The organism is Mesorhizobium sp. RCAM 05099 (assembly GCF_059683685.1).
Map to the genome: position 1 here is coordinate 46442 of NZ_JCASJC010000002.1, position 25405 is coordinate 71846.

Consider the following 25405-nt stretch of genomic DNA (forward strand, 5'->3'; position numbering starts at 1 on the left):
CTTGGGCTTCGTGCCCTGGTCGGAGCTGCCACCGGCGCCCTAGCGTGCGTCGGCGCTCACGGCTTTGATCCTCTTGCAGCCAGGTTAGGGATAGCGATGCCGATAGATACGACCGGCGGCGGCGTTGCCGGCGGTCTGCCGGGACGCAAATGACGTTCTTTGCGAGAATGCCTGTTGGCTCTGCCGTCCTGAAGCTTCGAGACTTGCGCATGAACCAGGCGATGGCGTGCTCATCTTGGACGGTCATCGGCGAACACGTGCTCTCGAAAAACAAAACCGCGGGCCTTGGCTCGATCGGTCAGTTGTCGTCGGTCTTCACGTGCGGAGCCGTCGGAGAGCCGTAGCGGGCCGGGTCTGGAATCAGCTTCTGGAAGATCGCATCGTTCTTCGCTCGCCATGCTTCATCCGCAAGCCACAGATATTCCTGGTCCGGCATCAACGGAACGGCTTTGACGTCGGCGCTGGAGATGCGCAGGTAGAAGCTGGTACGCTCCTGGTTGACCTGCAGATAGCGCAGCGGGACAACGATGCTGTCCTTGCCCGCGATGAAAAACCCGCCGGCGGCAACGACTGCGTAATCCCATCGGTCCTTGGTACCGATCACAACATTTCGGACTTCACCGACGATCTTGTCGTCCGAACTGCGCACCTCGGAGCCGACAATCTCGTCCAAGATCTTGCGCGCAAGGGTGTATCGAGCATCTCCACCAAGCCCGTGTCGTCCGATGAGTTGTTAAAAGTGTTTCAGGACATCCATTCGAGGAAGCTGCGCATCCAGCGCCGGGTCCTGGTGGCCGATCCAGATCCGGAACGCCGGTTGTCGCTGGTTGAAGCAATACGCGACGGTGTCACGTCGGTGACGGCAATCGCCAGGGTTGTCGCGAACGCCGATGATATCGATATCGCGTCATATGATGCGGTTGTGCTCGGCCTCGGACGGTCGGGCAAGGAGAACGCGCAGCTGCTCGACGACCTTGCCAGCCAATTCGCTGGCACCTTGCCGCCGCTTTTGGTGCCTCCGTACTTGCGGCTGGTGGTGCCGTCAGCCTGCTGGAAGGCCTCGAAGATCAGCTTCTGCTTGTCTTGCGGGATGCCGATGCCGGTGTCGGCGACCGCAATGGCCAGTGCTTTGGCGGGGTGTTTGTCGCTGGTGCGACGGCCGGACCGTTCGAGACGAAAACTCAGGCTTACCTCACCCTCGGAGGTAAACTTGAATGCATTCGAAAGCAGATTGAGAACGATCTGCTGCAAGCGCTTCTCGTCGGTGCGAACCGCCTCGGGAAGCGCGGGATCGACATGGATCGTGAAGCCAAGTCCTTTGTCGGCTGCAAGCTGACGGAATGTCCGCTCCATATGCTGCCTGAGATGCGCCATGGGCATATCGTTGATGTCGACCGAAACCGTTCCGGACTCGATCTTGGACAGATCGAGAATGTCATTGATGAGACTGAGCAGATCCGTTCCGGCCGAATTGATCGTGCGCGCAAATTCGACCTGTTTCTCGTTGAGATTGCCATGCTGGTTGGTGGCAAGCAGGTTCGAAAGGATGAGCAGCGAATTGAGGGGCGTCCGCAGCTCATGGCTCATGTTTGCAAGAAATTCGGACTTGTATTTGGAGGTAAGCGCCAGCTGCTCGGCCTTTTCCTCGAGCGCCCGGCGTGCCATCTCGATTTCGAGATTCTTGTTTTCGACCTGCTTCTTCTCATTCTCCAGAAGCTGAGCCTTTTCCTGCAGCTCTTCATTCGTGGCGTGCAACTCCTCCTGCTTCTTGGTCAGCTCCGTCTGGCGCGCCTGCAGCTCGGAGGTCAGCAACTGGGATTGCTTGAGCAGACCTTCGGTGCGCATCGTCGCCGCGATGGTGTTGAGAACGATGCCGACCGACTCCATCAGCTGATTGAGAAACGACTGATGCGTGTCGCGAAACTCGCTGAACGAGGCGAGCTCGATGACGGCCTTCACCTCATCTTCGAACAAAGCCGGAAGAATGATGATGTTCGCCGGCGATGCGCCGCCAAGACCTGAGGTGACGCGCAGGAAGTCCGGCGGCACGTTGTCAAGCATGATGGCCCGCTTGTCGGCCGCGCTTTGGCCGACAAGCCCTTCGCGCAGGTCGAGGCGTTGCTTGATGGCCGCCTTGCTCTCGGCCCCGTAGGAGGCCGCGAGTTCAAGATAGGATTCCTCCTCGTCGCGATTGGTCACGTAGAAAACGCCGTACTGCGCGTTCACCAAAGGAGCGAGCTCGGACATGATCAGGCGCGACACGGTCGCAAGATCGCGCTCGCCCTGCAGCATGCGTGAGAAACGAGCGAGGTTGGTTTTCAGCCAGTCCTGCTCCGCGTTCTTCAGCGTCTGATCCTTGAGGTTGCGGATCATCTCGTTGATGTTGTCCTTCAGCGCTGCGACTTCGCCGGAGGCCTCGACACTGATCGAGCGGGTGAGATCGCCCTTGGTGACAGCGGTCGAAACCTCCGCAATGGCGCGCACCTGGGTGGTCAGATTGGCTGCCAGCTGGTTGACGTTGTCAGTGAGATCTCGCCACAGGCCCGCGGCGCCGGGCACGCGTGCCTGACCACCGAGTTTGCCCTCGATGCCAACCTCCCGTGCCACATTGGTCACCTGGTCGGCGAAGGTCGCCAGCGTCTCGATCATGCCGTTGATCGTGTCAGCCAGCGACGCGATCTCGCCTTTCGCATCCACCGTCAGTTTCCGCTTGAGGTTGCCTTGTGCAACCGCCGTGACGACTTCGGCAATGCCGCGCACCTGATTGGTCAGGTTGGTTGCCATCAGATTGACGTTGTCGGTGAGATCTTTCCAGGTGCCGGCGACGCCTCGCACTTGCGCCTGCCCGCCGAGCTTGCCTTCGGTGCCCACTTCGCGCGCCACACGCGTCACCTCGCCGGCGAAGGAATTCAACTGGTCGACCATGGTGTTTATGGTCGACTTCAGTTCGAGGATTTCGCCTTTTACGTCCACGGTGATCTTCTTCGAGAGATCGCCGCGCGCCACCGCGGTCGTCACTTCGGCGATGTTGCGAACCTGTCCGGTGAGATTCTCCGCCATGGAATTCACATTGTCCGTCAGGTCCTTCCAGGTCCCGGCGACACCGCGCACCTGCGCCTGCCCGCCCAGTTTTCCTTCGGTGCCGACTTCGCGTGCGACACGCGTCACCTCGCCCGCAAATGAATTCAGCTGGTCGACCATCGTGTTGATGGTGGATTTGAGCTCAAGAATCTCCCCCTTCACGTCAACTGTAATCTTCTTGGAGAGGTCGCCGAGCGCCACCGCGGTCGTCACTTCGGCGATGTTGCGCACCTGACCAGTCAGGTTGGCGGCCATGGCATTCACATTGTCAGTCAGGTCTTTCCAGGTGCCGGCCACGCCTCGCACCTGTGCCTGGCCGCCGAGCTTGCCGTCCGAGCCAACCTCACGCGCAACGCGCGTCACTTCCGAGGCAAAGGAGTTCAACTGATCCACCATCGTGTTGATGACATCCTTGATCTGCAGGATCTCGCCCAATGCGTCGACGGTGATCTTCTGTGTAAGGTCCCCTGTCGCGATGGCCGTTGCGACCTTGGAGACGTCGCGCAGCTGCACCGTCAGGTTGCCCGCCATGGCGTTGACGTTGTCGGTCAGATCTTTCCATGTGCCGCCGACGCCTTCCACATGCGCCTGGCCGCCGAGCTTGCCTTCCGAGCCGACCTCGCGCGCCACCCGCGTGACCTCGGATGCAAAAGAGTTGAGCTGGTCGACCATCGTGTTGACGGTATCCTTGAGCTCCAGGATTTCGCCTTTGACATCCACGGTGATCTTTTTCGACAGATCACCGCGGGCGACGGCCGTGGTCACCTCGGCGATGTTGCGGACCTGGCCGGTCAGGTTTGCAGCCATCAGGTTGACGTTGTCGGTCAGATCCTTCCAGGTACCGCCGACACCCCTCACTTCCGCCTGGCCGCCCAGCTTGCCTTCCGTTCCCACTTCACGCGCCACGCGCGTCACCTCGGAGGCGAAAGAATTGAGCTGATCCACCATCGTGTTGATGGTGTCCTTCAGCTCCAGAATCTCTCCCTGGACAGCAACCGTGATCTTTTTCGACAAGTCGCCGGAGGCGACGGCGGTGGTGACTTCGGCGATGTTGCGCACCTGGCCGGTCAGGTTTTCAGCCATGGAATTGACGTTGTCGGTGAGGTCCTTCCAAGTGCCCGCGACGCCACGCACCTGCGCCTGTCCGCCGAGCTTGCCCTCGGTGCCGACTTCGCGCGCCACGCGCGTCACTTCCGAAGCGAAGGAATTGAGCTGATCGACCATCGTGTTGATGGTGTTCTTCAACTCCAGGATTTCGCCTTTCACATCGACCGTGATTTTCTTGGACAGGTCGCCCAGTGCCACGGCTGTCGTCACCTCTGCGATGTTGCGCACCTGACCCGTCAGGTTCTCCGCCATGGAGTTCACATTGTCGGTCAGGTCCTTCCACGTGCCTCCAACGCCTTCGACACGGGCTTGCCCACCGAGCTTGCCTTCGGTGCCGACCTCGCGCGCCACACGCGTCACTTCCGAGGCGAAGGAATTGAGCTGATCGACCATCGTGTTGATGGTGTTCTTGAGTTCGAGAATTTCGCCTTTCACATCGACCGTGATTTTTTTCGACAAGTCGCCGGAAGCGACCGCGGTGGTCACTTCCGCGATGTTTCGCACCTGGCCGGTTAGATTGGTGGCCATGGCATTGACGTTGTCGGTCAGATCTTTCCAGGTACCAGCCACGCCTTTCACGCGCGCCTGCCCACCCAGCTTTCCTTCCGTACCGACCTCGCGGGCGACACGCGTCACCTCAGAGGCAAACGAGGCCAGTTGCCCGACCATGGTGTTGACGATCTTGCCGATGCGCAGGAACTCGCCACGCAGCGGTCGGCCGTCGATTTCAACCATCATCGTCTGCGACAGGTCCCCCTTGGCAACAGCGCCGATGACGCGCGCCACTTCCGCCGTGGGCTGAACCATGTCTTCAATGAGATCGTTAGTGCGCGAACCAATCGATACACCGAGCCGACACAACATCCTTGTCAAAGTTGAATGCAAGTGCGGCAACCTACTCCTGCGCGGGTGCGACGATCAGCTGCGAGCGGTGGCCGTCGAACCTAGCTTTATGCTCTAACGCACGAACCGATTCCAAAGCGGCGAGTTCAACCGCCAAAGGCGCGTCTCAATTTCCAGGAGATCGGGGACACTGACTTTGAGGTGGTGCATCGTGCCTACGTTATGTCACACCGCTTGCGCAGCCGTAGGATCGTCATTGGGGGGCCTATGCGCAGCCGGCGCCTGTAAAGGGTCAGAGGGACGGCTGTCTCGTGTGGCCGACCAGCTCGGCGGGCGTCTTCCGGCAGCTCGGCGATGACGGTTTGCGGGTCCCCTCCTTGTCAAAATTGAGACCTGGGGCAAACGCGACAATCGCCGCCATCGGAAGGTATGATTAGTGCTATGGGCAGATCATGATGCGCGCATTCTTTCGATTGGTTGCCGTTGTGATGGTGGTGTCCGGCCTGACTGGCTGCATCAGTATTCCCTACTACGCGCAATCCGTGGAGGGGCATCTGCAGATCATGACGGCGCGCAAGGATGTCGAAAAACTGATCGAGGATCCGTCGACGCCGAAGGCGTTGCGCGCCCGACTGGCCTCGGCGAGCGCCATACGACAGTTTGCAACAGATGAACTGGCCCTTCCCGACAACAAAAGCTATCGCAGCTATGTCGATGTCGGCCGGGACGCGGTGACATGGGCCGTCTTTGCCGCGCCGGAATTTTCGCTGACGCCTCGAAGCTGGTGCTTTCCCGTTTTCGGCTGCGTCCCTTATCGCGGATATTTCTCCAGGAAGGCCGCGACTGAAACCGCTGTCGAACTTCAAGGCCAGGGCATGGACGTCTATGTGAGCGGCATTACCGCATATTCCACGCTTGGCTGGTCAAGTGACCCGCTGCTCAGCACGATGCTCAGCCAGGATGAAACGTATCTTGCAGGGCTGGTTTTCCATGAACTGGCCCACCAGCGCGTCTATGTGCACGACGATTCCGCATTCAACGAGGCGTTCGCTGTCGCCGTCGAAACAACGGGCGTGAAAAAATGGCTGCGCGCGGCTGGCAATGCTGCCGAGTTGCGCCGCTACGAAGCTGTCTTGAGGCGCAAAGCTGAATTTCTTTCGCTCGTCTCGCAAACCCGGAAGGAGCTGGCGCAAGTCTATCACAGCGCCGCCACCTCGGAGCAGAAGCGGGCGGCCAAGATGGCCGCGTTTGAACGGCTACGATTGCGTTACCGACATATGCGCGACAGCCGCTGGGGTCGATACCGGGGCTACGATGCCTGGTTCGCTTCCCCGATCAACAACGCAAAGCTCGCCGCGACTTCCGTCTATAGTGATCGGGTGCCCGCGTTTCTCCACCTGTTCGACTTGTGTTCAGGCGACTATGCACGGTTTTATGCGTTGGTTCGACGAATTGGCGCACAGGACAAAGCTCACCGCGGCGAAGCGCTTGCAGCGGCGCGTAGCTGTTATTAAGCCGATTAAACGTGAAGGCGCGAAGCGCCACGGTTTATGGATTGTTTTGGACGCTTCGCGGACACACTCGCGCAGCATAGAGGAGCTAAGTGGATCATTGGTCAGCCGAGCGCCAAAGTCTGACCGTGATCATCAAGGCCGAGCTGACGGTCAGTTGTCAGGCGGAAGACATCAGCGAAGCGGACGTTCCGCAGGCACCTGATTGCGGACCTAGATACTACGAGCAATCACTTTTGGAGGATGGCCCAAACCTAACAGCCTGGCATCGCGTAGCTCGGCGACAGTGACGATCCGTTGTCCGCGTCGAGCGCCAGTCGCTCGCAGCGCTCGCCGTCGGACTCATCAATGAAGCTCTCTAAATGTCTGAAGCCGAGCTTCGCCAATATCCGCCGCGACGCCACATTGCGCGCAGCCGCCTCGGCGGTCACCCGTTCAAGCGCCAGAGTTTCAAAGGCGTAGCGCAGGACTTCGCGCGCCGCCTCGCTGCCCAGTCCGCAGCCCCAATGCGCCCGCGCCAGCACAAATCCCAAGGCGGCCGCCTTGTCGTCAGTTGCGCTGAAGGTCAGGGTGATCGTCCCGATCGCGTCTGATCCTCCTGCTTGGTCGATGGACCACTGGATCGCCTTGCCGTCAGCGAACCGCTGACGCGATCGGGCAACCCATCGCTCCCCTGCGCTTATGTCGTCGGGAACGGGATCGCCGGCAAGAGAGGCCGCTTCGACATCTGTCGCGCGCGCAAACCATGCTGGGATATCCCGTTCGATCGGCGCCCGAAGCACGAGCCTTGGTGTCGTGAGCTGGGGAAATCGGATTGTCTCCATCGGGGGGATTTTCAACTTGAGGCGGTGCCAACGCAACGGCGCTGACGCGCACTTCAGGTCAGGTCAGATCAGGTCAGGTCAGGGCAGGTCAGGTCAGGTCAGGATAAGGACGATCTTCAGGTGTCCGGATCGACGATGACGATGCGACGGTCGGCCAATACGAAATACCTGTAGGTTCATAGGCTGGTATATCTTGACGATACGCGCCGGCAGACGATGCAGCCGAATCTTGTGCCGGGCACCCTCTATGGCAACAGAAATTTCGAAATCGCCATTGGACACAGTCCCATACGGCTCACGTCTGATCGTCGAACACCTTCGACTGACGGCAGAAACCGGACAACGGTTCCATCGACGTTCCCAGCATCGCCTCAGTTCAACCGTCGGCCGGTCGATTTGTCGAAAAGATGAATCGACCGGGGCTGACCAGTCAGATGGATCTCTTCTCCGACCGTGATCTCGGCGTCGCGGGGCAGTTCCACCGTCAACATGCGGGTATCGCCGATCTCCACATACGCATATGTTTGGCTCCCAAGGCGCTCCGCCACGACCACCTCTCCCGAAAACCAAGCCTGCTCGGGCAAACAGCTGGTGAGATCTTCCGGGCGAATGCCAAACACGGCGGAGGGAATGCGGCGTTCGCCGGCAAGTCCCATGGCATCGATCGAGCGCCCGAGAACGGTGATCGTATTGCCATCACCGAACGACGCATCGATGGTGTTCATCGTCGGGCTGCCAATGAAGCGTGCCACGAACAGGTTTGCCGGCCTGTGGTAGAGGTCCAGCGGCTTGCCGATCTGCTCGACCACACCCGCATTCATGACTGCGATCCTGTCGGCCAATGTCATGGCTTCGACCTGGTCATGGGTGACGTAGATCGTCGTCGCTTTCATGCGGTTGTGAAGCTTGGCGATCTCCAGGCGCATTTCGACGCGCAGGGCGGCATCGAGATTGGAGAGAGGTTCGTCGAAGAGAAATGCCGCCGGTTCGCGAACGATCGCGCGTCCCATGGCGACCCGCTGGCGCTGGCCGCCGGACAATTGCGCAGGCCGCCGCTTGAGAAAATCCTTGATCTTGAGAACATTGGCGGCGTCTCCCACGCGCCTGCCGATTTCGTCTTGAGACGCGCCACGCATCTTCAGCCCGAAGGACAAATTATCCTCCACAGTCATATGCGGGTACAGCGCGTAATCCTGAAACACCATCGCGATGTTGCGCTCGGACGGCGACAGGGTGTTGACCTTGCTGCCCGCAATCGCCAGATCACCGCCCGATATGTCCTCAAGCCCGGCGATCATGCGCAGAAGCGTCGACTTCCCGCAGCCGGACGGGCCAACCAGCACAAGAAATTCGCCGCTGGCAATCTCGAGGTCGATGTCGTGGATCACCGGAACCTCGCCATAGGACTTACGGATTTTCTTCAGCGTAATCGCCGCCATGGTATTTTTCCTCCCGAAGCGTTTCGGCCTTGACGGCCATTATCGATATCAATATCGATAATGATAAGGTGTCAAAAGTGCAACCGCAGCAGGCCGGATCGATGACTTATTTTTCAGCGCGCCCCTCGGTGAGCAGGCCACCCAAGGCGGCAACCGCCTTCAACGCCTTGAAGCGAGATATCATGTTGGGAAATCTGGCGGCCGGCACTAGCCTGACAGAGCTGGAACTGGCGGCGCATTTCCAGTGCAGCCAGGGGACGGTGCGTGAGGCTCTCCTGCAATTGCAGGAGGAAGGTCTCGTTCGCCGCCAAGGCCATCGCGGAACGCAGGTGTGTGAATGCACGGCGGACGAAGCCATCGAGATGTTTCGCCTGCGCACCCAGATCGAATGCAGCGGCCTGTCTCGCACGATGAGTTCGCCAGACCGGAAATTGATCCCGGAACTGAATGCCATGCTGGACGACATGCTTGCGGCGGCCGATTCCGACGATGAACTTCGACTTGCCTCCATCGATCGGGATTTTCATCGTCGTATTCTCGAAAGCGCCAACCTGTCCGCCCTGGACCCGATCCTGCACCGCTGTCTCGTGCACAATCACCGCTTCAAGATTTCGCGAAGCAAAATGGCACGCGATCTGCGGGCAACGGCCTTGCGTCATCGCAGCCTCATCGAAGCCATCGAAAGCGGCGACGTCGCCAACGCCATCACGGCCATGCGCCACCATATCGCAACCATCGTCGACTTCGGTCCCGAGGTTTTCCCGGATGGCAACAGGTGAGCGCGCATCAGCCAGATCCGGGCATCATCTCGCCGCAGATGCAAGCGCTGATGGAGAAGGTGGCGGCGGAAACCGGCCCTCAACCAGATCCGACCCTTTTGCCGGCCGCGGAAGGGCGGTCTGTGTCGGCGCGCAATAGCCGGCGCTGGAATGTCAACCTGCCGGAAATGGCAGCAGAAACGGAGGTGTGGATCCCTGCCGATCCGGCGCTCGGATCCGAGCGGTGCCGAATACGCATCTTGACACCGGACAATGCCGACAACGGCATCGTTTTTTTCGTTCACGGCGGAGGTTTCGCCTTTTGCAGCCCTGAAACACATGAGCGCTGTGGCCGGGTGCTCGCAAACGAAACCCGCATGCCGGTGGCCATGCCGGATTACAGGCTTGCACCGGAAAACCCGTTTCCCGCTGGACTGCTTGATGTCGTCGCCTGTCTGCGCGCGCTTCTGGACGGCCGGGTCGACGGAACGATCGCTCGTCCCTTTTTCGTGTCAGGAGATTCGGCCGGCGCCAATCTCGCGCTGGCGGCGATGCTGCACGAGCAGGCGGCGGAGCGAGCGCTCCCGGATGGTGGCCTGCTCTTCTACGGAAACTATGCCGACGATTTCAGCGCTCATTCCTATGCGCGTTTCGCCAACGGGCCCGGCCTGACGACCTCGAGAATGCAACGCTACTGGGACTGGTATGCCGGTGGTCGCGCGATCAGCGCCGATCCGCTCGCCTGTCCGCTCGCGGCGAGTGACGAGGCGCTGTTGCGGCTGCCGCCCCTATACCTGATGGCGGCCGGAGTCGATCCGCTGTTTTCAGACACTGTGACGTTGCACGCTCGACTGAAAGACCTGGGGCGCGCGGACGATATGGAGATCGTCCCCGGCGTGACCCACGGGTTCCTGCAGAACACCAACGAGCTCGAAGCCGCACGGGAGGCGCTGCGATCCGCAGGCGCGGCAGCAAGAAGGATGTAATCCCTACTTGAGACTGAATTGCTGAAAAACGGAGGAGACAACGGCAATGAAACTTTTCAGGAAACTCGCACTCGCACTCGCAGTGGCAACAGCCGCGTCGCTGGCGTTCAGCCCGACTCGGGCTGCCGAAACAGTCCGCTTCTGGTACCATTTCGACAATCCGGCAAATCCGATGTCGGACCTGGTGGCCAAGTTCGAGAAGGCCAATCCCGACATCAAGATCGAGGCTGAAAACGTTCCGTGGAACAGCTACTACGACAATCTCTATACCGCCCTCGTCGGCGGCAACGCGCCGGACGCGGCCATGGTCAAGCTGTTCGCCCAGCCGCGCCTGGCGGAGATGGGCGCTCTGGAACCGCTTGGCGAGCGGATCGACGCCTGGCCGGGCAAGGCCGACCTTCTCGACAACCTGCTTGAACTGAACAAGAGCGCGGACGGTCAGCAGTATTACCTGCCGATCCAGTATGTCGTGCTCTACCTCTATTACCGCACCGATCTGTTCGAGGCGGCCGGCCTCAAGCCGCCGACGACCTGCGAGGATTTCCGCGAGGCGGCGATCAAGCTTACCAAAGCGCCCGACACCTACGGCTTCGGCCTGCGCGGCGGCAAGGGCGGCTGGGACCAGTGGGGCGCCTTCGTATTCTCAAAGGGTGCCGAACTGAAGCCCGGCGGCCTGACGACACCGCAAGCAATTGCCGCCAACCAGTGGTTGCTCGACCTCTTCCAGAAGGACAAGGTCATTCCGCCATCCGCGCCGAATGACGGTTTCCAGGAAATCATCGCCGCCTTCAAAACCGGCAAGACGGCGATGACCATTCATCATATCGGCTCATCCAAGGATCTCGTGGCCGCGCTCGGCGACAAGGTTTCCGCCGTGCCGGTACCGAAATGCGGCGGCAAACAGTGGACCTCCTATGGCGATGAATCGCTGGCGATCTTCTCGTCGTCCTCGGTCAAGGATGCCGCCTGGAAATGGATCTCGTTCCTGGCGGAGGGCGAAAACAACGTCGCCTTCAACACGGCGACCGGCCAGATGACCGTCACGAAAAGCGGGGCAGCGAACTGGAAGCTGCATGAACGCCGCTTTGTCGATGCCACGGTTCAGTCCTTGCCGTTCGCGCATGTTCTGCCGCAAAGTTCAGGCACGTCCGAGTTCGTCAATACCGCCTGGCAGACGGCCATGCAGCAGGCGCTGACCGGTCAGATCACGTCGCAGCAGATGATGGAACAGCTCAACACGCTCTTTGCGCAATGAGGCTCTCGCGGTTTCGGCGGCCTGCCCGGCGGAACCGTCCCGTCGCAACAGCCTGAAAATCAGGAACGCCCGCATGTCGACGATCGTTTCAACGCCCGACGTCCACAAGGCAAAGCCCTTCTGGCAAAGCCAGCATTTCATGCCTTACTGGCTGCTGGCGCCGGCTGTTTTGGTCACCGCCGTGATCGTTTTCCTGCCGATGATCCAGGCTTTCTTCACCAGCTTCTACGATCTCGTCCTGTTCAAGCCGAACGCCAGTCGTTTCGTCGGCTTCGGCAATTATATCAGGCTGTTCAACGATCCGGTGTTCTGGACGGCGTTGTGGAACACGGTGATCTGGATCGGCCTGACGGTCCCTCTGCAGATGGGGCTCGGGCTGCTCACCGCACTGCTTCTCAACCGGGAGTTCCCATGGCGCGGACTTGCGCGGGCGCTGGTTATCATTCCCTGGGCGCTGCCGAGCGTCGTCATCGCGCTGATGTGGCGCTGGATCTACGATCCGAACACCGGCGTTCTCAACGATATTCTTCTCTATCTCCATGTGCTCCAGACGGCCGTTCCGTGGCTTGCCGATCCGGGCGTCGCGCTCTACGCGATCATCGCGACACTCACCTGGCAGGGCTTTCCCTTCTTTGCGGTGATGATCCTTGCTGGCCTTCAGGGCATTCCGAAAAGCCAGTACGAGGCGGCGTCCATCGATGGCGCGTCGGCATGGCGGCAGTTCGTGCATATCACCCTGCCCGGCATCGGCCCGGTCCTGGCCACTGCCGGTCTGCTGCGCGTGATCTGGGTCGCCAATTCGATGGATGTGATCTTCGTCATGACCGGCGGCGGGCCGGGCTATGCCACCCATACGTTGCCCCTCTATGCCTTCATCAAGGCGCGACAGAATCTCGATTTCGGCTACGGCACCACCATCGCCGTCACCTTCACCCTTTTCCTCGGCGTCTTCGTCGCCGTCTATCTGGCCCGCACCATGCGCGAGGTTGAACGATGAACAAACCCAGCACCCTGCGCCGCATCCTGACGACGGACCTGCCCGTCCTCCTGATCGTGTTTTTCGCCATGGCCCCCTTTGCCTGGATGATCCTGACATCGCTGACGCCCACGGCCGTTCTCAGTGCCACCGGCGTCTCGATTTCGCCCTCCGGCTGGAGTTTCGACAACTACGTCCGCCTGGTCGAGCAGACGTCGTTTCTGAAGAACATGCTGGACAGCCTGATCATCGCGGTGGGCACCGTCATCGTCGGCCTGCTGGTATCGGTCACCGCAGCCTATGCCTTCTCGCGCTTCCGGTTTGCCGGACGCAAGGCGATCATGCTGCAGTTTCTGCTGATCAACATGTTCCCGATCGTGCTTTTGATCTTGCCGCTCTTTGTGCTGTTTCGAAAGCTGAATATTCTCGACACGCATTTCGCGCTGATCCTGGCCAATGCGACGGCGGCCATTCCCTTCGCTGTCTGGATGCTGACGAGCTATGTCGGCGCGATCCCGAAGAGCCTCGACGAGGCGGCAATGACGGACGGCTGCTCGCGGCTGACGGCATTGCGCCGCATCGTGCTGCCGCTGATGATGCCCGGCATCATTTCCACCGGCATCTACATCTTCATCACGGCCTGGAACGAATATCTCTACGCGCTCACCCTCGGCGGCCGAAACGTTCGCCCGGTGACCGTCGCGATCCAGACGCTGATCGGTGAATATCAGATCGAATGGGGCCTGCTAGCCGCGGGCGCCGTCGTGGGTGCCCTGCCCGCCACGCTGCTGTTCCTTCTCGTGCAACGCCGCCTGATCGGCGGGCTGACCCAGGGTGCCGTAAAAGGCTGACCGCAATGCTGGCGTCGGCAACGATGCCGGGCCGACCGTGAAAGAGGACCGACACATGAACCCGATCGGGTTGATCTCCATGCAATATGCAAGGCCTTTCGTGGCCGAGCATTACCCGCTCTTTGCACGCATGCGCGAGCATGGCTACGATTTCGTCGAGCTCCTGGTTCCCGAAGTCGGCGAGATCGACACAAAGCAGGCGCGCAAGGCCTTGGATGATGCCGGGCTCGGCGTCGTTCTGGCCGCCCGCGTCAACCTGCAGCGCAATCTTTCCTCGGCGGACGACGACGCCCACCGGGCCGGCATTGACTACCTGAAATACACGGTCGACTGTGCCGGGGCGCTTGGCGCGCAGATCGTCGGGGGCCCGTTGACCGGCAATCCGCTGGTCTTTGCCGGCCGTCCGCCCCAGCCCGTAACGGAAGAAGAGCGCCTTGCCCGCAAGGCGCGCTGCGTGGCCGGCCTGCGCGAGGCCGGCGACTATGCGAGAGCCGCCGGCATCCTGCTTGCCGTCGAACCGCTCAACCGCTTCGAAAGCGACGTGCTGTGCACGACGCAGCAGGCAATCGAACTGCTGGATGCGGTCGACCATCCGGCAGTCCAGCTTATGCTCGATACCTTCCATATGCACATGGAGGAAAGCTCGATTGCCGAGGCCATTCTTCTCGGCGGCAGCCGGATCGTGCATTTCCAGGCCAACGAGAACCATCGCGGCTTTCCCGGAACCGGTGCTACCGATTGGGTCTCCGTCTGCCGAGCCTTGCATGCGGTCGGCTACAAGGGTCCCATTTCGCTCGAACCCTTCCGCCGTAGCGACGATCGTTTCGGTGTTCCCTTCGCGCAATGGCGCCCGCCGCATGAGGACGAAAGCGATCGCCTCAGCGCCTCCAGCGTCTTCATCAAGTCCCACCTCACACTGACGGAATATCGCCGATGACATTGAAAATTGGTTGGATCGGGTGCGGCATTCACGCCACCCAGATGCTGCTTCCCCAACTCGTTCGCCATGACGTCCAGATCGCCGCACTCTGCGATATCGACGGCAAGCGGCTTGCCGATGCGGGCCGCCAGTTTGGCGTCCGCACCCTGACCGGTGATGCCGAAACCCTGCTCCGCACCCCCGGCATCGATGCGGTCGGCATGGCGGTCGGGCCCGACCAACATTTGGCGTTTGGCAAGGCGGCGCTCGAACGCGGCCTCGGGGTCTTCATGGAGAAGCCTCCGTCAGGCACGGCCGCCGGCGCACGCGAGCTTCTCGCTGCTTCCGAAAAGGCGCAAAAGCCGCTCCTCGTAGGGTTCATGAAGCGCTACTCGGTCGGCAACAAAATCGTCGCCAACATCGTCAGGTCCGGCCGCTTCGGCGATGTGCTCGGCCTGACCGGCTATTACATGACGGCACCCGGCTATTTTGTCGGCAATGTCGATTATACCGGCTTCTTCCTGCATCATTGCGTGCACTACATGGACCTCGTCTCCTTCCTCGTCTCCCCGGTGCGCTCGATTTCCGCGCGCAAGGTGGAAAAGACTCCGGGCCGCGTTCTCTTTCATGTCGGCTTCGAATTCGAATGCGGCGCCATCGGCAATATTGCCATGGGCACCATCCAGTCGCGGGGCACCCCGGTCGAGCGTATCGAACTGATGGGCGACCATCAGCGCATCGAGGTGGAGGATGTCATCGAGGTTCGCTGGCATCGCAACCCGCCCTTTAAGATCGACGATCCTGCCGCGACGCTGTCCGACAACGTCGATACGCTGACCTGGAAACCCAACTTCACGGCCGCCGCCAACGAGGACCCCAAAGGTTATTACTCCTTGCTCGCCGACGTCGTCCCCGCCCTTGCCGGCGCGCAGACTGCAGCACCAACCATTGCCGATGGCGTCATCGCCATGGAACGTCTGGAGACGATGCGGCACGCACTGAGCCTGTAACCACACCCAGGCCCTTGGCTGAGAGGCATCCTGTCCTGAAGATACATATCCGTGAAGCGATGAAGCACCGCCGCGCGTGAAGATCGGCCCGCCTCTGCCCTGGTCTCGAAGCTATCGCCGGTGAGCGCGAGGTCGGTCCAAGGCGACATCGCCGGAGCCCCGACCGGTCGCACCGTGCCCTTAGTCTTGTCAGAGGCGAGAACCGACAGCAGCGCCAACGTCAGACCGCCGCCCGCCGGATCGCCAACGACCACGATCGGTTAGCGACCAGCCTCTTGAGCGAGGAGCACATTGGACACGTCGCCATTTCCCTGGCGCTGGCGGCCCATCCAGCGCGGGAGCTTATCTGAAGCGGTCAATCCGATGCCAACAGGCGATGCTGGCTGGTGATGCACACGTGTCAATCCATGGCGGGCCATTGGCAGCGGTTGGTGGAGGCCAACCGGGCAGCAAAGCGCCGTTCGCTGCCCCAGTGATGGTTAGCTGGCTTTGACCGGACCGGCGACTTACGGATTCGTAAGTCTAGCGCTTGTTTATCTTTGCTGTGACAGTCTCCCGCCGGAGCTTGTCACCGATCTCTTTGGCGCCATTTGCTTGCCATTCATGGCAAGGACCGTGCGCCTATGCGTTCTCGAGGGCGCTGACAAGGTAGGTTGTCACAGGCTTTCCGGTCATCTCATCGCTGATGAATTTGAAGTCCGCGTCTCTGGCGGAGAGCGCGGGCCGATCTAGGTTTTTGGACCTGATCTTCGGCAGGCAACACGAGGGAGCATCGCTTGCCGCGAATACAAACACGTAGAGCTCGCTCATGTTCCTCTGTGGCCATTGAAAGTCGGTGCCCAGGCGCTGTCGCGCTCCGACGTCCGCCAGGAGAACTGGCCGCGACATCAGCAAATGCCGCCGGAACCGAATGAGCAAACAACAATAGATTTCGCGCCAAGCGTCTCGGCGGCTGAAATCACGGTATCGGCCAGAACCTTCTTTTTCTGCCGAAGGGGACGCGCCACGCGAATCACCGATCTCCGGAAGGTCGAAAGCCAAAGTGAAGTGTCGCGTGCCAAGTTCCTCGATCACGCCGTCATACATCTGCCGAGTGTCGTCAGTATGGGCAAACTCGAACTCTGTACCGTGTCGGGATTGGACCAAGACACGTCCGCACGTTTCAGACCAGGCTTACTCATCACGTCAGGGAGGACCAAAATGGGAACGCAGCAAGAACGAGTCAAGTCTTGGCCGCGTCACTCCGGAGTGCCGGCGTCGAAGTGCACTATCGACTCGAGGATGGTGCGGTAAAGACTGTCGACCTCTTCGTCGATTTCTTCCCGCTTGATGCCGAGCGCCTTGGCGTCCGCGATGAGCTTGTGCGTGAGTTCGTCGACTGAGATGACATCCACCTTCGTCGTCTCGGGGACATTGTTGGCGATCCATTGACCGAGGAAATTGATGCCGCGTGCGCTCATCTGGCGACAAGCTCGCGAATGCGTTTCGGTTCCGGCGCGGCCTTCTGGGCGGATCGAAAATCGCACTTGCGAGTTTATGGATTGCGGGAAGGCGCCCCGTTCGGCTTCGCCAAACAGTTGAAGGAGGCGAAATGATCAATCCGCCTAGGCGACAGGGCGAATACCTCGACCGCGACGTCGACTGCCAGGAGGCCATGGAGCCCGGCTTTCAGGCAATCGTCGATTGCATGTTGGAAGTTGGCTGGACGCGAGGTGAAATTCAGCGATCACTGAGGCGGCTCATTGCCGCCGACAACATGACCCAGAAGGAGAACGCCAAGACGGAAGCGCAGCTGGCGATCGCGCGGGCCATGATGCGCGCCGGCAAACCGCTATAGGTGCGCGCGCCGTTGAATTTGCCGAGTCGACACCACCGGCAGGCATTTGGCAGGACGAGATGATCAGTCGACTAACAAACGGACGATTACTAAAGGTCAAGATGTCTAGTTTGACAGCGCCGCTAATCCGCAAGCTCGAAAGCCTTGGTCGACTTTCATCAGATGAGCGCGAGAGCGTCGAAGCTATGCCCCTTGTAGGTAAGGCGTTGAGGCCCGGTGAGGAGGTTGCGGTGGAAGGCAACGAACCAGGCCACTGCTGCCTGGTGATTGAAGGGCTCTTGCGGCGGTACAGCACTTTGAGCAACGGCACTGTGCAAACACTCTCAATTCACATCCCCGGCGATATACCCGATCTTCAAGGCCTGCACCTTAGAATCATGGACCACACGCTCGCGTCGATCGCTAGAAGCAAGGTTGCCCTCATTGCACACCGCAACATCCTCGAGGTTCTGCGTAAATCACCTCGCTTGGCAAATCTATTTTGGCGCGAAAGTTTGGTTGATGCAGCCGTTGCGCGCGCGTGGGTCAAGGTGTTGGGGGGCCATGATGCGTTAGGCAGGTTCGCCCACCTCGCCTGTGAGCTTTATGTGCGCATGGAGGTTATGGGGCTGGTAAGGGACAATGCTTATCCCTTGCCACTAACTCAGGTTCAGCTCGGCGAGACCATCGGGGTGGCCTGCTGCCGGTTTCGTGGACACCGAGATAAGGTGTTTAACGGAACTGGAGAGTGGGAATGCAGAGAAGGAAGTTCAGCCGCGAGTTCAAGCTTGAGGCGGTGAGATTGATCGAGGATCGGGGCGTTGCGGTGGCCCAGGCTGCCCGCGACCTCGATGTCCACGAGAATGTGCTGCGCAAATGGGTGCGCGAGCTATCGGCCGATCCGCAGCGTGCGTTTCCCGGTCATGGGCAGATGAAGCCGGAGCAGCAGGAGATTGACCGGCTGCGTAAGGAAGTCGCGAAGCTGAAGGCGGAGCGCGACATCCTAAAAAAGGCCGCAGCCTACTTCGCGAGGGAAGTGACATGAGGTTCGCTTTCATCGCGAGGCACCGGAACATCTGGCCGGTGGCATGGCTGTGCAGTGCGCTGGATGTGTCCCGCTCGGGCTTCCATGCCTGGCTCAACCGCAGCCCTAGCGTTCGCTCCCAGCATGACGAGATCCTCGTTTCCAGGATCGACCGAAGCTTCAAGAGCAGCGACCGCACCTACGGCGCGCGTCGGGTCTGGCACGACGTTCTGGCAGAGGGGCTTTCCTGCGGACTGCATCGCATCGAACGCCTCATGCGGGAGAACGGCCTCCGGGCACGTCCACGCCGGCGCGGACTGCCGAAGGATACCGGCGAGCGAGCCGCCGTGTCGGACAACCTCCTCGATCGCGCCTTCGAGGCATCGGCCCCGAACCAGAAGTGGGTCGCCGACTTCACCTATATCTGGACTGCGGAAGGATGGATCTACGTTGCCGCCGTCGTCGATCTGTTCTCCCGCCGTGTCGTCGGCTGGGCGATGAAGGCCGAGATGACCGCGCAGCTCGTCACCGACGCTCTCATCATGGCGATCTGGAGGAGAGGCAAGCCCGACAGCCTGCTGCACCACTCCGACCAGGGATCGCAATATACGAGCGAGCAGTTCCAGCGACTGATGGCCGACCACGGCATCACCTGCTCGATGAGCCGGTCGGGCAACGTCTGGGACAACGCTGCGATGGAGAGCTTTTTCTCGTCGCTCAAGACCGAGCGGACAGCCCGCAAGGTCTACAGGACGAGAGATGATGCGAGGGCGGATGTGTTCGATTACATCGAGCGCTTCTATAACCCTCGGCGAAGGCACTCGACGCTGGGCTATCTGAGCCCCGTGGAGTTCGAGGAACAAGCTATGTTAGCTTAACCTCGTGTCCGAAAAACCGGCAGCAGGCCAGGGCGAGCACTGTTCACGTAAATCGTATTTTGAAGAAGCTGCGCGCTGACCGCTTTTTAGAGCACAAAGAAGGGCGGCTAGTTATTATGAACTGGGACGGCTTAAGCGAGGCGGCAGACTTCGATCCCAGCTATCTAAACCTGCGAGATCCGCTCCATTTAGATCTAACACCAGCAGCCGACAGTTAGCCATCTCGATCCGTAGATCTCATGCGTCCGGCCCGCAATTTATGCTCGCCAGATTGTTCAAACGACATGCGGCGACGTCCTCCATAAGGCCGGAACGACGCCGCACCCTGATGGCCGCGTCTTGCTGAGACACTATTTTCCGGCTATATTACCGGGCATAGTCGGAGGGTTCAGTGGGCATCTCGCAAAAACGCGCCATCCAAAATTATCGATCTCGCCTTAGTGAGCGTGGCCTGACGCGCTTTGAGGTGCTTGGTCGTGACGTTGATCGCGACCTCATCCGGTCATTGGCTCGCCGGCTGGCAGAAGAAGGCCCCGATGCCTCGCGCCTTCGTGCGGCTGTCAGCCAGACCATCGCCGGCGAGCCGCCGAAGAAAGGTGGCATCCTTGCCGCGCTACGTCGCTCCCCGCTCGTCGGGGCCGATCTCGACCTTAGCCGTTCTCGCGAAGAAGGACGCAAGGTGGAGATTTGATGCGATATCTGCTTGATACGAACATCATCAGCAACATCACCAAACCGACACCATCGGAGCCCCTGCTCGCGTGGATGGCTGATCAAAACGACGATGACATGTTCATCGCCTCACTCACAGTCGCCGAAATTCGCCGCGGTGTGCTTGAGAGGCCTTCGGGAAAACGGCGGAACGAACTGGAAAAGTGGTTCTCCGGTCCGGAAGGTCCACAGATGCTTTTTGCAGGGCGGGTCCTATCGTTCGACGAGAAAGCCGGACTGATCTGGGCGCGCCTGATGGCCGGCAGTCGAGCAAAGGGCCGCCCTCGAAGCGCACTCGATACGATCATTGCTGCTGTTGCTGAAGCCAACGACTGCGTCGTTGTGACCGACAACGAAAAAGACTTCTTCGATATCAAGATCGTTAACCCGATCCGGGACAACAGCGCCTAACGGAAGTAACACCATCCCCGTCGTCAGTTGGGTCGACGGCCGGGTCGGCTTGCTGCTGGGAACCGTTATATATGCGGAACGAGCCGCAACGCTCGGAATAAATCGGCACGCGCGACGATAGCGCCTGGCTCGTCTCCAACCAGGTTCCATTAGAACGCTGCACTTTGGAGAACCAGGAGCCCTCAAACGGCACCCCCTCGCCCGGGTGTCTGGTGTTGATAAGAGGTCAGGGCCAGCTGTTGTCGCCGGCAGATACGTTGGCCTGCGCCCCCTCTATCGGATTACACCTATCGGGCGAATTGAATGCAAGGCGAGACGCGCTCACTATCCAGTCTTCCGAAGCCCAGCACATTTCAACCCATGCTGATCTTGCTATCGGATTGTTTGCCGAAAACCCGTCTTCCCCCCGAAGCAGCTCGGCAAGCAAAGGCGGACCCGTGTCCCCCGGGTCCGCCTTTTCGCCTTATGCCGCCCACGTCGGGGTCCTACATGTCTCACAGCTGGCCACGCAAGCCGCCCGGGTGCGACACCCGGCCACGATGCACGCCTGGGCGTTGATGACCGGCGGCGAGCGCTACAGGGAGCCAGTCGTCGCATAGAACGAAACAAGGCGCGCGATCGCCGACGAAGTTGGAAAGGGCGGACAGGAGCTAATCCACAAAGCAGGTTGAAACCGCCAGATCAGGAGAACCCACTGGGGCAGTGCACTTCAAGTGCGAGCTTCCGATCGGAACCTAAGACGCGCGAACAGCATCATGGCCATCGGCACATGACAGGCCGCACCAACAATGGCACAGACTCAGGGCGGCCAGCTGTCCGCATTCTGCGCCACGTTGGCGTTTTCGAGCAGGTTGAAGAAGGAAAAGTCCAGGTTCGCTCTCATAACTACATCCTCCTTGGAGCAACATAGGTACGAGGGAACGCCAAGAAGCGTGGCGCTCCCCGACACACCGGCCCTTACGCGGCGACCGACAAGCACGAGTTGGGAATTGATTTCTGCACCGTCAAGAGGGATCGGTATGGCGGCTTCGCGAAGGTCTTCTGCCTAGTGGCAAGCGCTCCATTGAATGCCCATCTACTTCGCGGATATGTCGAACACGGAGGAAGGGAATGACTATGACACGCCAAGACGTCGTCTCGGTCCTCGGATCTATAGACGACGTGACGATTGCGCAGATAATCGCGTCCGGTGCCTCGCTCGAGGACTTGAGAGAGGCTTCGGCCTGGGCCTTTGGTGATGAGGCGCTGATGAGCCAGGGACGACCATTGCCGGGAACACGGATAGCAGCGCTAATCGACCTGATCGAGCCCGATGACGAAGGCGACCTGGCAGATCAGGCCCAGGTGCATCCGGGCGTCGGCAATTGATCAGATGCATGGATCGCCACGACATTTCGACGATCCAGAGCGCGCCGTTTAAGGTCTAGAGGGTCCTCGCAGATTTGCGCCCCCTCGCCCCAACAGCTGGGTGTCGTTCGCATCAGAGTTGGCGAGGCCCGTCGCAGGTGTGCCAGGTTTCGAGTCCTCGTTCCTGAAAGACCGCGAAGACGACCTTTGGCCGATAGTGAAGGCCGCCCTGGCGGACCAGTTTCGCAAACAAGAGCGCGAAACATGCCATGATGACGACAATCATAATCAAGCCAATAAACGGCAAGCGTAGTCTCCGCTGGTCAAGCCTCGTCAACCGCCCCACGCTGCTTCTGTCTCGGGCATCGCTGCACAGGAGGCGATGGGCAAATTGCCGACGAGTTGGCAGCTCGCTAAGCTGGCGATGTGCTGCTTCCCGTCGATATCGCAAATGTCCAAGATCGCCCAGGGTCGCGGTCGAATTTCCTCCTCCCCGTGGCACCGGTGACGCGTCGATCGATGCGGCGGTACGATTTGCCGCCGCAAGCGAAATCAGCGGTCAAATTCCGTAGGATGGCCTGCCCCGCTAATCTCAGGCCCCGTCATCCACGGCGGCGCCACGGGAACATCCTCGATCACACCGACCCTGCGTGCCCAAGTCGTAAATGTCTTGTGCGCCGCATCGACGGACTTTCGACCATCATATGCGGAGTAGCAGGTATCACTCGCCGCTGCGTGAAGCAGGCCGCGCCTTTCGACAGGCCATTCCTCCAGAAACTCTATCGCATCCATGACACAACCGATCCTTCGGAGAGCGAAGCCATCGTCTCGTACGAAAATCGCGTGCTTGAACATTCCATCTTCCATGGTGACCTCCCTTCAAAAACCCTACCTCACGCCACCTGGCGAGGATGTCGTTTCCAGCAAGTCGACGAACTTGGACGAACGCCACGGCAGCGGATCGGACACAGCGTTCAGAACAGATCGTTCCATCCAATCGACCCGACATTGCGAAGCGGCGCTCGACATAGAAGAGATTGGAAAGGCCTCTTTTTGGTTCAAGAGGTGCCTGGCAATGGAAGGGCATGCACCGCCCATGGAACGCAATGGTGTCTTGCACATTGCATGGAACGGGAGTTTCCACGCCCAGCGCCGAAAGGCGCGATTGGGCGCAAGTTGATGCCAGCTCGACGGTTGGATTGCTCGGGCATGGTTGATTGGCAGATGCCTTTGAGGTCCTAAATGCCCAGCATCGCAACCTTCAACGTCAACGGTGTCAACGGGAGGTTGCCCGTGCTCCTGAAGTGGCTGAGCCAAACCAATTATGACATCGTTTGCCTTCAGGAGTTGAAGACATCCGACGAGAAATTTCCCGCTGATGCAATAAGGACGGCAGGTTACGGCGCGATCTGGCACGGGCAGAAGTCTTACAACGGCGTGGCGATTCTCACGCGGGGAATGGACCCGGTGGAACGTCGGCGTGGCCTGCCTGGAGACCCGGACGATACTCACAGCCGCTACATCGAGGCCGAAGTGAACGGGCTCATTGTTGGCTGCCTCTATTTGCCCAACGGCAACCCAGCGCCTGGTCCAAAGTTCGACTACAAGCTCCGGTGGTTCGATCGTTTGGGCAACTATGGCCGGCAGTTGCTCAGAGATGGTATGTCGAGCGTTCTGTGCGGTGATTACAATGTCGTCCCAACCCCGATCGATGCTGTGCAGCCGGAGCGATGGCAAGGAGACGCTGTCTTCTTCCCCGAGAGTCGGGACGCCTATGCCGCAATGCTTGACAATGGTTGGATCGATGCGCTCCGGCACATCCATCCGGAGAAGGGCATCTATACCTACTGGAACTTCTCCTTCCGCGGTGGTTACGATCGAAATTCCGGCCTCCGGATGGATCATCTTCTCGTGAGCCCTTCGCTGTCGGATAGACTACGCGACGCCGGCGTCGACGTTGAGGTGCGCGGGTGGGAAAAGCCAAGCGACCACGCCCCAGCCTGGATCAAACTTGACTAAAGGAATCGCCACTCGGCCGCTGACGTGCACCAGAGGCGGTGTCGACGAAGGGGCCAGCGGTTCAGGCCATCTTCGAGCGGGACGAGGACCACTGCGTGTATAGGCTTGAATTGGAGCCTCCCGCAGCAGGATCCTGCTATCAGGACCGCCCCTTCCTGCTGTCAGGACCGGACTCATCCCTCGCGGCGCGGTGCATCAATGACGGTCACGACCTGCCCGGCCTCTGCAACCGAAACCGGACCGAGTCCCGGGCTGCTGCAACAGGCTTATCGAAGCGTCGTAGCCTGGCAAATATACGAGAAGGACGGTGACCAATGCCGGCTTGCGGGCCGAGAGCGGCAGGGTCTGGAATTTCAGTAGGCTGGCGCCATACGTGAATGCGTATATCGGGCGCCTATGCGCATTCGCGTATAATCCCATATTATACCCGATCGCGTATATTGAGAAATCATACGCGAATGCGTGTACCAGCCTCTGGAGGGATTACTATGACCAGCCAGATCGCACGCCACGAAAAGCAACTCGGCGCCATCCTGCGTCGCGCCCGCAGGCAGGCCGACCTCACGCAAGAGACGCTTGGCAGTCAAATCCATCTGCGTCAGGCTACGGTGTCTCGCCTTGAAGCTGGCGTCAGCGGTGCAGGTCAGTACGTTGATGGCCGCTCTCTCGGCCCTGGACCTTGAACTGGTCGTTCGCCCGCGCAGCAAAAGCAGCGCTACCGAAATCGAGGACCTGTTCTGATGGCTCGGCGGCCGGCTCACATGCCGCTGCACGGCAATAGCCAAGCGCGCGTTGCTTCTCGCTGAGCCACAGTGATCGAGCTCAAAAAGTGGTCGGCCAAGAAATGCAGACCACCGATCGGTCGCTCCATACACCGCTCGAACATGCCGTCTCCGAATCCGGAAGATTGGACTATCGGTGCTGGCTGATTGAGGCAAATGGTTGCAATATTGGGTGGGCAAATGCAGCGCGTCGGCTTCGATGGAAAACACAATTAACCGCGAGCTGCGCGAGTTTCACGACGCGGTTCGGCGCGAGCTTGGCTGCGATCTGGACAGGGCCAGCGGCCAGGAGGCAGCGCAGCACGACGTCAGCCTATCGCACCGCGGCCACATGGATCGAGCAAGCGGGTGGCCTCGACCAAAACGACCGCTGCCTGTTCAACCCGATCTGCCGCATGGTCAACCTGGTCGAGCTTCTTCGCCAGCCTGTCGTGCAGCGTCGAAAGCCGTGCTGCGTGGTAGACGGCGCTTCGCTTTCGCCCGTCCAAGGTGAGCGGTTCAAAGAACATGGAGACTGCTCCTCACTGTACGAAGGCAATCTTTATGGCGCCTCATCACGGTTTGCGATTCCTTCAAAAGGAGAACGCCCTATCCCTTTGGTCCCGACCCGGCCTCAGAGTCGGGCCCAAGCACCGATATTAGTCGTCGCCGGCGTTCTCGATGATCAGGTGGCGATGGCGATGCATGGGGCGATCGTCGGAGTGCCTGATTACGGTGCCGGAGCGGTGCTTTGCCAATTGCGCTCGCCGTTATCGTAGAATGTCTCCGTGCCGTGCTTCCGATGACGGAGGCGCTGGTCATCATTGTTGATGCCGGGTGCGTCCGGAGCCGCAATCTTGACGTCAGCTCCATGCAGC

The 25405-nt window shown here is 60.1% G+C and carries 21 protein-coding genes and 4 pseudogenes; 17 read left to right on the plus strand and 8 right to left on the minus strand.

Annotation, left to right across the window (positions count from 1 at the left end):
* Positions 1-298 precede the first annotated feature (298 nt).
* Together AC56QQ_RS34955 and AC56QQ_RS34960 are read right to left on the minus strand one after the other, a co-directional pair.
* Positions 299-673, minus strand: a pseudogene (locus AC56QQ_RS34955) (PRC-barrel domain-containing protein); the annotation flags it as partial.
* 329 nt (positions 674-1002) lie between these two features.
* Positions 1003-5013, minus strand: a pseudogene (locus AC56QQ_RS34960) (HAMP domain-containing protein); the annotation flags it as partial.
* 473 nt (positions 5014-5486) lie between these two features.
* Between AC56QQ_RS34960 and AC56QQ_RS34965 the strand changes: the two are divergent.
* Positions 5487-6545 carry an aminopeptidase gene (locus AC56QQ_RS34965; protein ID WP_489863914.1) on the plus strand — a complete coding sequence of 353 codons (1059 nt, stop codon included), beginning with the start codon at positions 5487-5489 and terminating at the stop codon, positions 6543-6545.
* Positions 6546-6796: 251 nt separating this feature from the next.
* Here the strand turns inward: AC56QQ_RS34965 and AC56QQ_RS34970 are convergent, their stop codons facing one another.
* Both AC56QQ_RS34970 and AC56QQ_RS34975 read right to left on the minus strand, forming a co-directional pair.
* Complete coding sequence (locus AC56QQ_RS34970) at positions 6797-7366, minus strand: GNAT family N-acetyltransferase (RefSeq protein WP_497129573.1); 570 nt, start codon at positions 7364-7366, stop codon at positions 6797-6799.
* A 371-nt stretch (positions 7367-7737) separates the two neighbouring features.
* Positions 7738-8805, minus strand: coding sequence for an ABC transporter ATP-binding protein (locus AC56QQ_RS34975; protein ID WP_497129575.1), 1068 nt, complete (start codon positions 8803-8805; stop codon positions 7738-7740).
* 29 nt (positions 8806-8834) lie between these two features.
* Here AC56QQ_RS34975 and AC56QQ_RS34980 point away from each other — a divergent pair, with 29 nt between their 5' ends.
* The 7 genes from AC56QQ_RS34980 to AC56QQ_RS35010 all read left to right on the plus strand — a co-directional run bounded on the left by AC56QQ_RS34980 (position 8835) and on the right by AC56QQ_RS35010 (position 15560).
* The gene (locus AC56QQ_RS34980) at positions 8835-9584 is read left to right on the plus strand and encodes a GntR family transcriptional regulator (protein WP_489863857.1); all 750 of its coding nucleotides are present in this window, start codon (positions 8835-8837) and stop codon (positions 9582-9584) included.
* A complete protein-coding gene (locus tag AC56QQ_RS34985) occupies positions 9581-10549 on the plus strand; it encodes an alpha/beta hydrolase (protein ID WP_489863856.1) in 969 nt (322 codons plus the stop codon). The genes AC56QQ_RS34980 and AC56QQ_RS34985 overlap by 4 nt, the downstream gene beginning before the upstream one ends.
* Before the next feature lie 46 nt (positions 10550-10595).
* Positions 10596-11804: an ABC transporter substrate-binding protein gene (locus AC56QQ_RS34990; RefSeq protein WP_497129577.1), complete on the plus strand. Its 1209-nt coding sequence runs from the start codon at positions 10596-10598 to the stop codon at positions 11802-11804.
* Between the two features lie 73 nt (positions 11805-11877).
* Positions 11878-12801: a carbohydrate ABC transporter permease gene (locus tag AC56QQ_RS34995; protein ID WP_489863854.1), complete on the plus strand. Its 924-nt coding sequence runs from the start codon at positions 11878-11880 to the stop codon at positions 12799-12801.
* On the plus strand, positions 12798-13631 hold the full coding sequence (locus AC56QQ_RS35000) for a carbohydrate ABC transporter permease (RefSeq protein WP_489863853.1): 834 nt from the start codon (positions 12798-12800) through the stop codon (positions 13629-13631). Before AC56QQ_RS34995 ends, AC56QQ_RS35000 begins: the two co-directional genes overlap by 4 nt.
* A 55-nt stretch (positions 13632-13686) precedes the next feature.
* Positions 13687-14568, plus strand: a complete 882-nt coding sequence (locus AC56QQ_RS35005) for a sugar phosphate isomerase/epimerase family protein (RefSeq protein ID WP_497129579.1) — start codon at positions 13687-13689, stop codon at positions 14566-14568.
* Positions 14565-15560, plus strand: coding sequence for a Gfo/Idh/MocA family protein (locus tag AC56QQ_RS35010; protein ID WP_489863851.1), 996 nt, complete (start codon positions 14565-14567; stop codon positions 15558-15560). Before AC56QQ_RS35005 ends, AC56QQ_RS35010 begins: the two co-directional genes overlap by 4 nt.
* Here AC56QQ_RS35010 and AC56QQ_RS35015 read toward each other — a convergent pair.
* The 3 genes and pseudogenes from AC56QQ_RS35015 to AC56QQ_RS35025 all read right to left on the minus strand — a co-directional run.
* Positions 15539-15814 (minus strand): annotated as a pseudogene (locus AC56QQ_RS35015) (steryl acetyl hydrolase); the annotation flags it as partial. The gene AC56QQ_RS35010 and the pseudogene AC56QQ_RS35015 sit on opposite strands and share 22 nt — an antisense overlap.
* Before the next feature lie 367 nt (positions 15815-16181).
* Positions 16182-16646, minus strand: coding sequence for a hypothetical protein (locus tag AC56QQ_RS35020; RefSeq protein ID WP_489863850.1), 465 nt, complete (start codon positions 16644-16646; stop codon positions 16182-16184).
* A gap of 152 nt (positions 16647-16798) precedes the next feature.
* Entirely contained in the window at positions 16799-17020 is a 222-nt protein-coding gene (locus tag AC56QQ_RS35025; protein ID WP_489863849.1) for a DUF768 domain-containing protein, read from the minus strand.
* 131 nt (positions 17021-17151) lie between these two features.
* On the opposite strand from AC56QQ_RS35025, the gene AC56QQ_RS35030 reads away from it, so the two are divergent.
* From AC56QQ_RS35030 to AC56QQ_RS35055, 6 genes are all read left to right on the plus strand, one after another.
* Positions 17152-17397: a hypothetical protein gene (locus AC56QQ_RS35030; RefSeq protein ID WP_489863848.1), complete on the plus strand. Its 246-nt coding sequence runs from the start codon at positions 17152-17154 to the stop codon at positions 17395-17397.
* A 59-nt stretch (positions 17398-17456) separates the two neighbouring features.
* Positions 17457-18176, plus strand: coding sequence for a Crp/Fnr family transcriptional regulator (locus AC56QQ_RS35035; RefSeq protein ID WP_497129581.1), 720 nt, complete (start codon positions 17457-17459; stop codon positions 18174-18176).
* A protein-coding gene (locus AC56QQ_RS35040; RefSeq protein ID WP_157866075.1) for an IS3-like element ISMlo4 family transposase occupies positions 18131-19278 on the plus strand; the annotation gives its coding sequence in 2 pieces (ribosomal slippage) (positions 18131-18380 and positions 18380-19278; 1149 coding nt in all). The genes AC56QQ_RS35035 and AC56QQ_RS35040 overlap by 46 nt, the downstream gene beginning before the upstream one ends.
* Positions 19279-19669: 391 nt before the next feature.
* Positions 19670-19969 carry a hypothetical protein gene (locus tag AC56QQ_RS35045; protein WP_120017150.1) on the plus strand — a complete coding sequence of 100 codons (300 nt, stop codon included), beginning with the start codon at positions 19670-19672 and terminating at the stop codon, positions 19967-19969.
* Positions 19969-20400, plus strand: coding sequence for a type II toxin-antitoxin system VapC family toxin (locus tag AC56QQ_RS35050; protein WP_489863845.1), 432 nt, complete (start codon positions 19969-19971; stop codon positions 20398-20400). Before AC56QQ_RS35045 ends, AC56QQ_RS35050 begins: the two co-directional genes overlap by 1 nt.
* 1116 nt (positions 20401-21516) lie before the next feature.
* A complete protein-coding gene (locus AC56QQ_RS35055) occupies positions 21517-21768 on the plus strand; it encodes a hypothetical protein (protein WP_489863844.1) in 252 nt (83 codons plus the stop codon).
* Positions 21769-22299: 531 nt separating this feature from the next.
* Here the strand turns inward: AC56QQ_RS35055 and AC56QQ_RS35060 are convergent.
* Positions 22300-22614 carry a DUF982 domain-containing protein gene (locus tag AC56QQ_RS35060; RefSeq protein ID WP_497129583.1) on the minus strand — a complete coding sequence of 105 codons (315 nt, stop codon included), beginning with the start codon at positions 22612-22614 and terminating at the stop codon, positions 22300-22302.
* Positions 22615-22989: 375 nt separating this feature from the next.
* On the opposite strand from AC56QQ_RS35060, the gene xth reads away from it, so the two are divergent.
* The 3 genes and pseudogenes from xth to AC56QQ_RS35075 all read left to right on the plus strand — a co-directional run bounded on the left by xth (position 22990) and on the right by AC56QQ_RS35075 (position 25306).
* Entirely contained in the window at positions 22990-23766 is a 777-nt protein-coding gene (xth, locus tag AC56QQ_RS35065; protein WP_497129585.1) for an exodeoxyribonuclease III, read from the plus strand.
* A gap of 488 nt (positions 23767-24254) precedes the next feature.
* Positions 24255-24507: pseudogene (locus AC56QQ_RS35070) on the plus strand (helix-turn-helix domain-containing protein).
* A gap of 103 nt (positions 24508-24610) precedes the next feature.
* The gene (locus AC56QQ_RS35075; RefSeq protein WP_489863843.1) at positions 24611-25306 is read left to right on the plus strand and encodes a hypothetical protein; all 696 of its coding nucleotides are present in this window, start codon (positions 24611-24613) and stop codon (positions 25304-25306) included.
* Positions 25307-25405 lie beyond the last annotated feature (99 nt).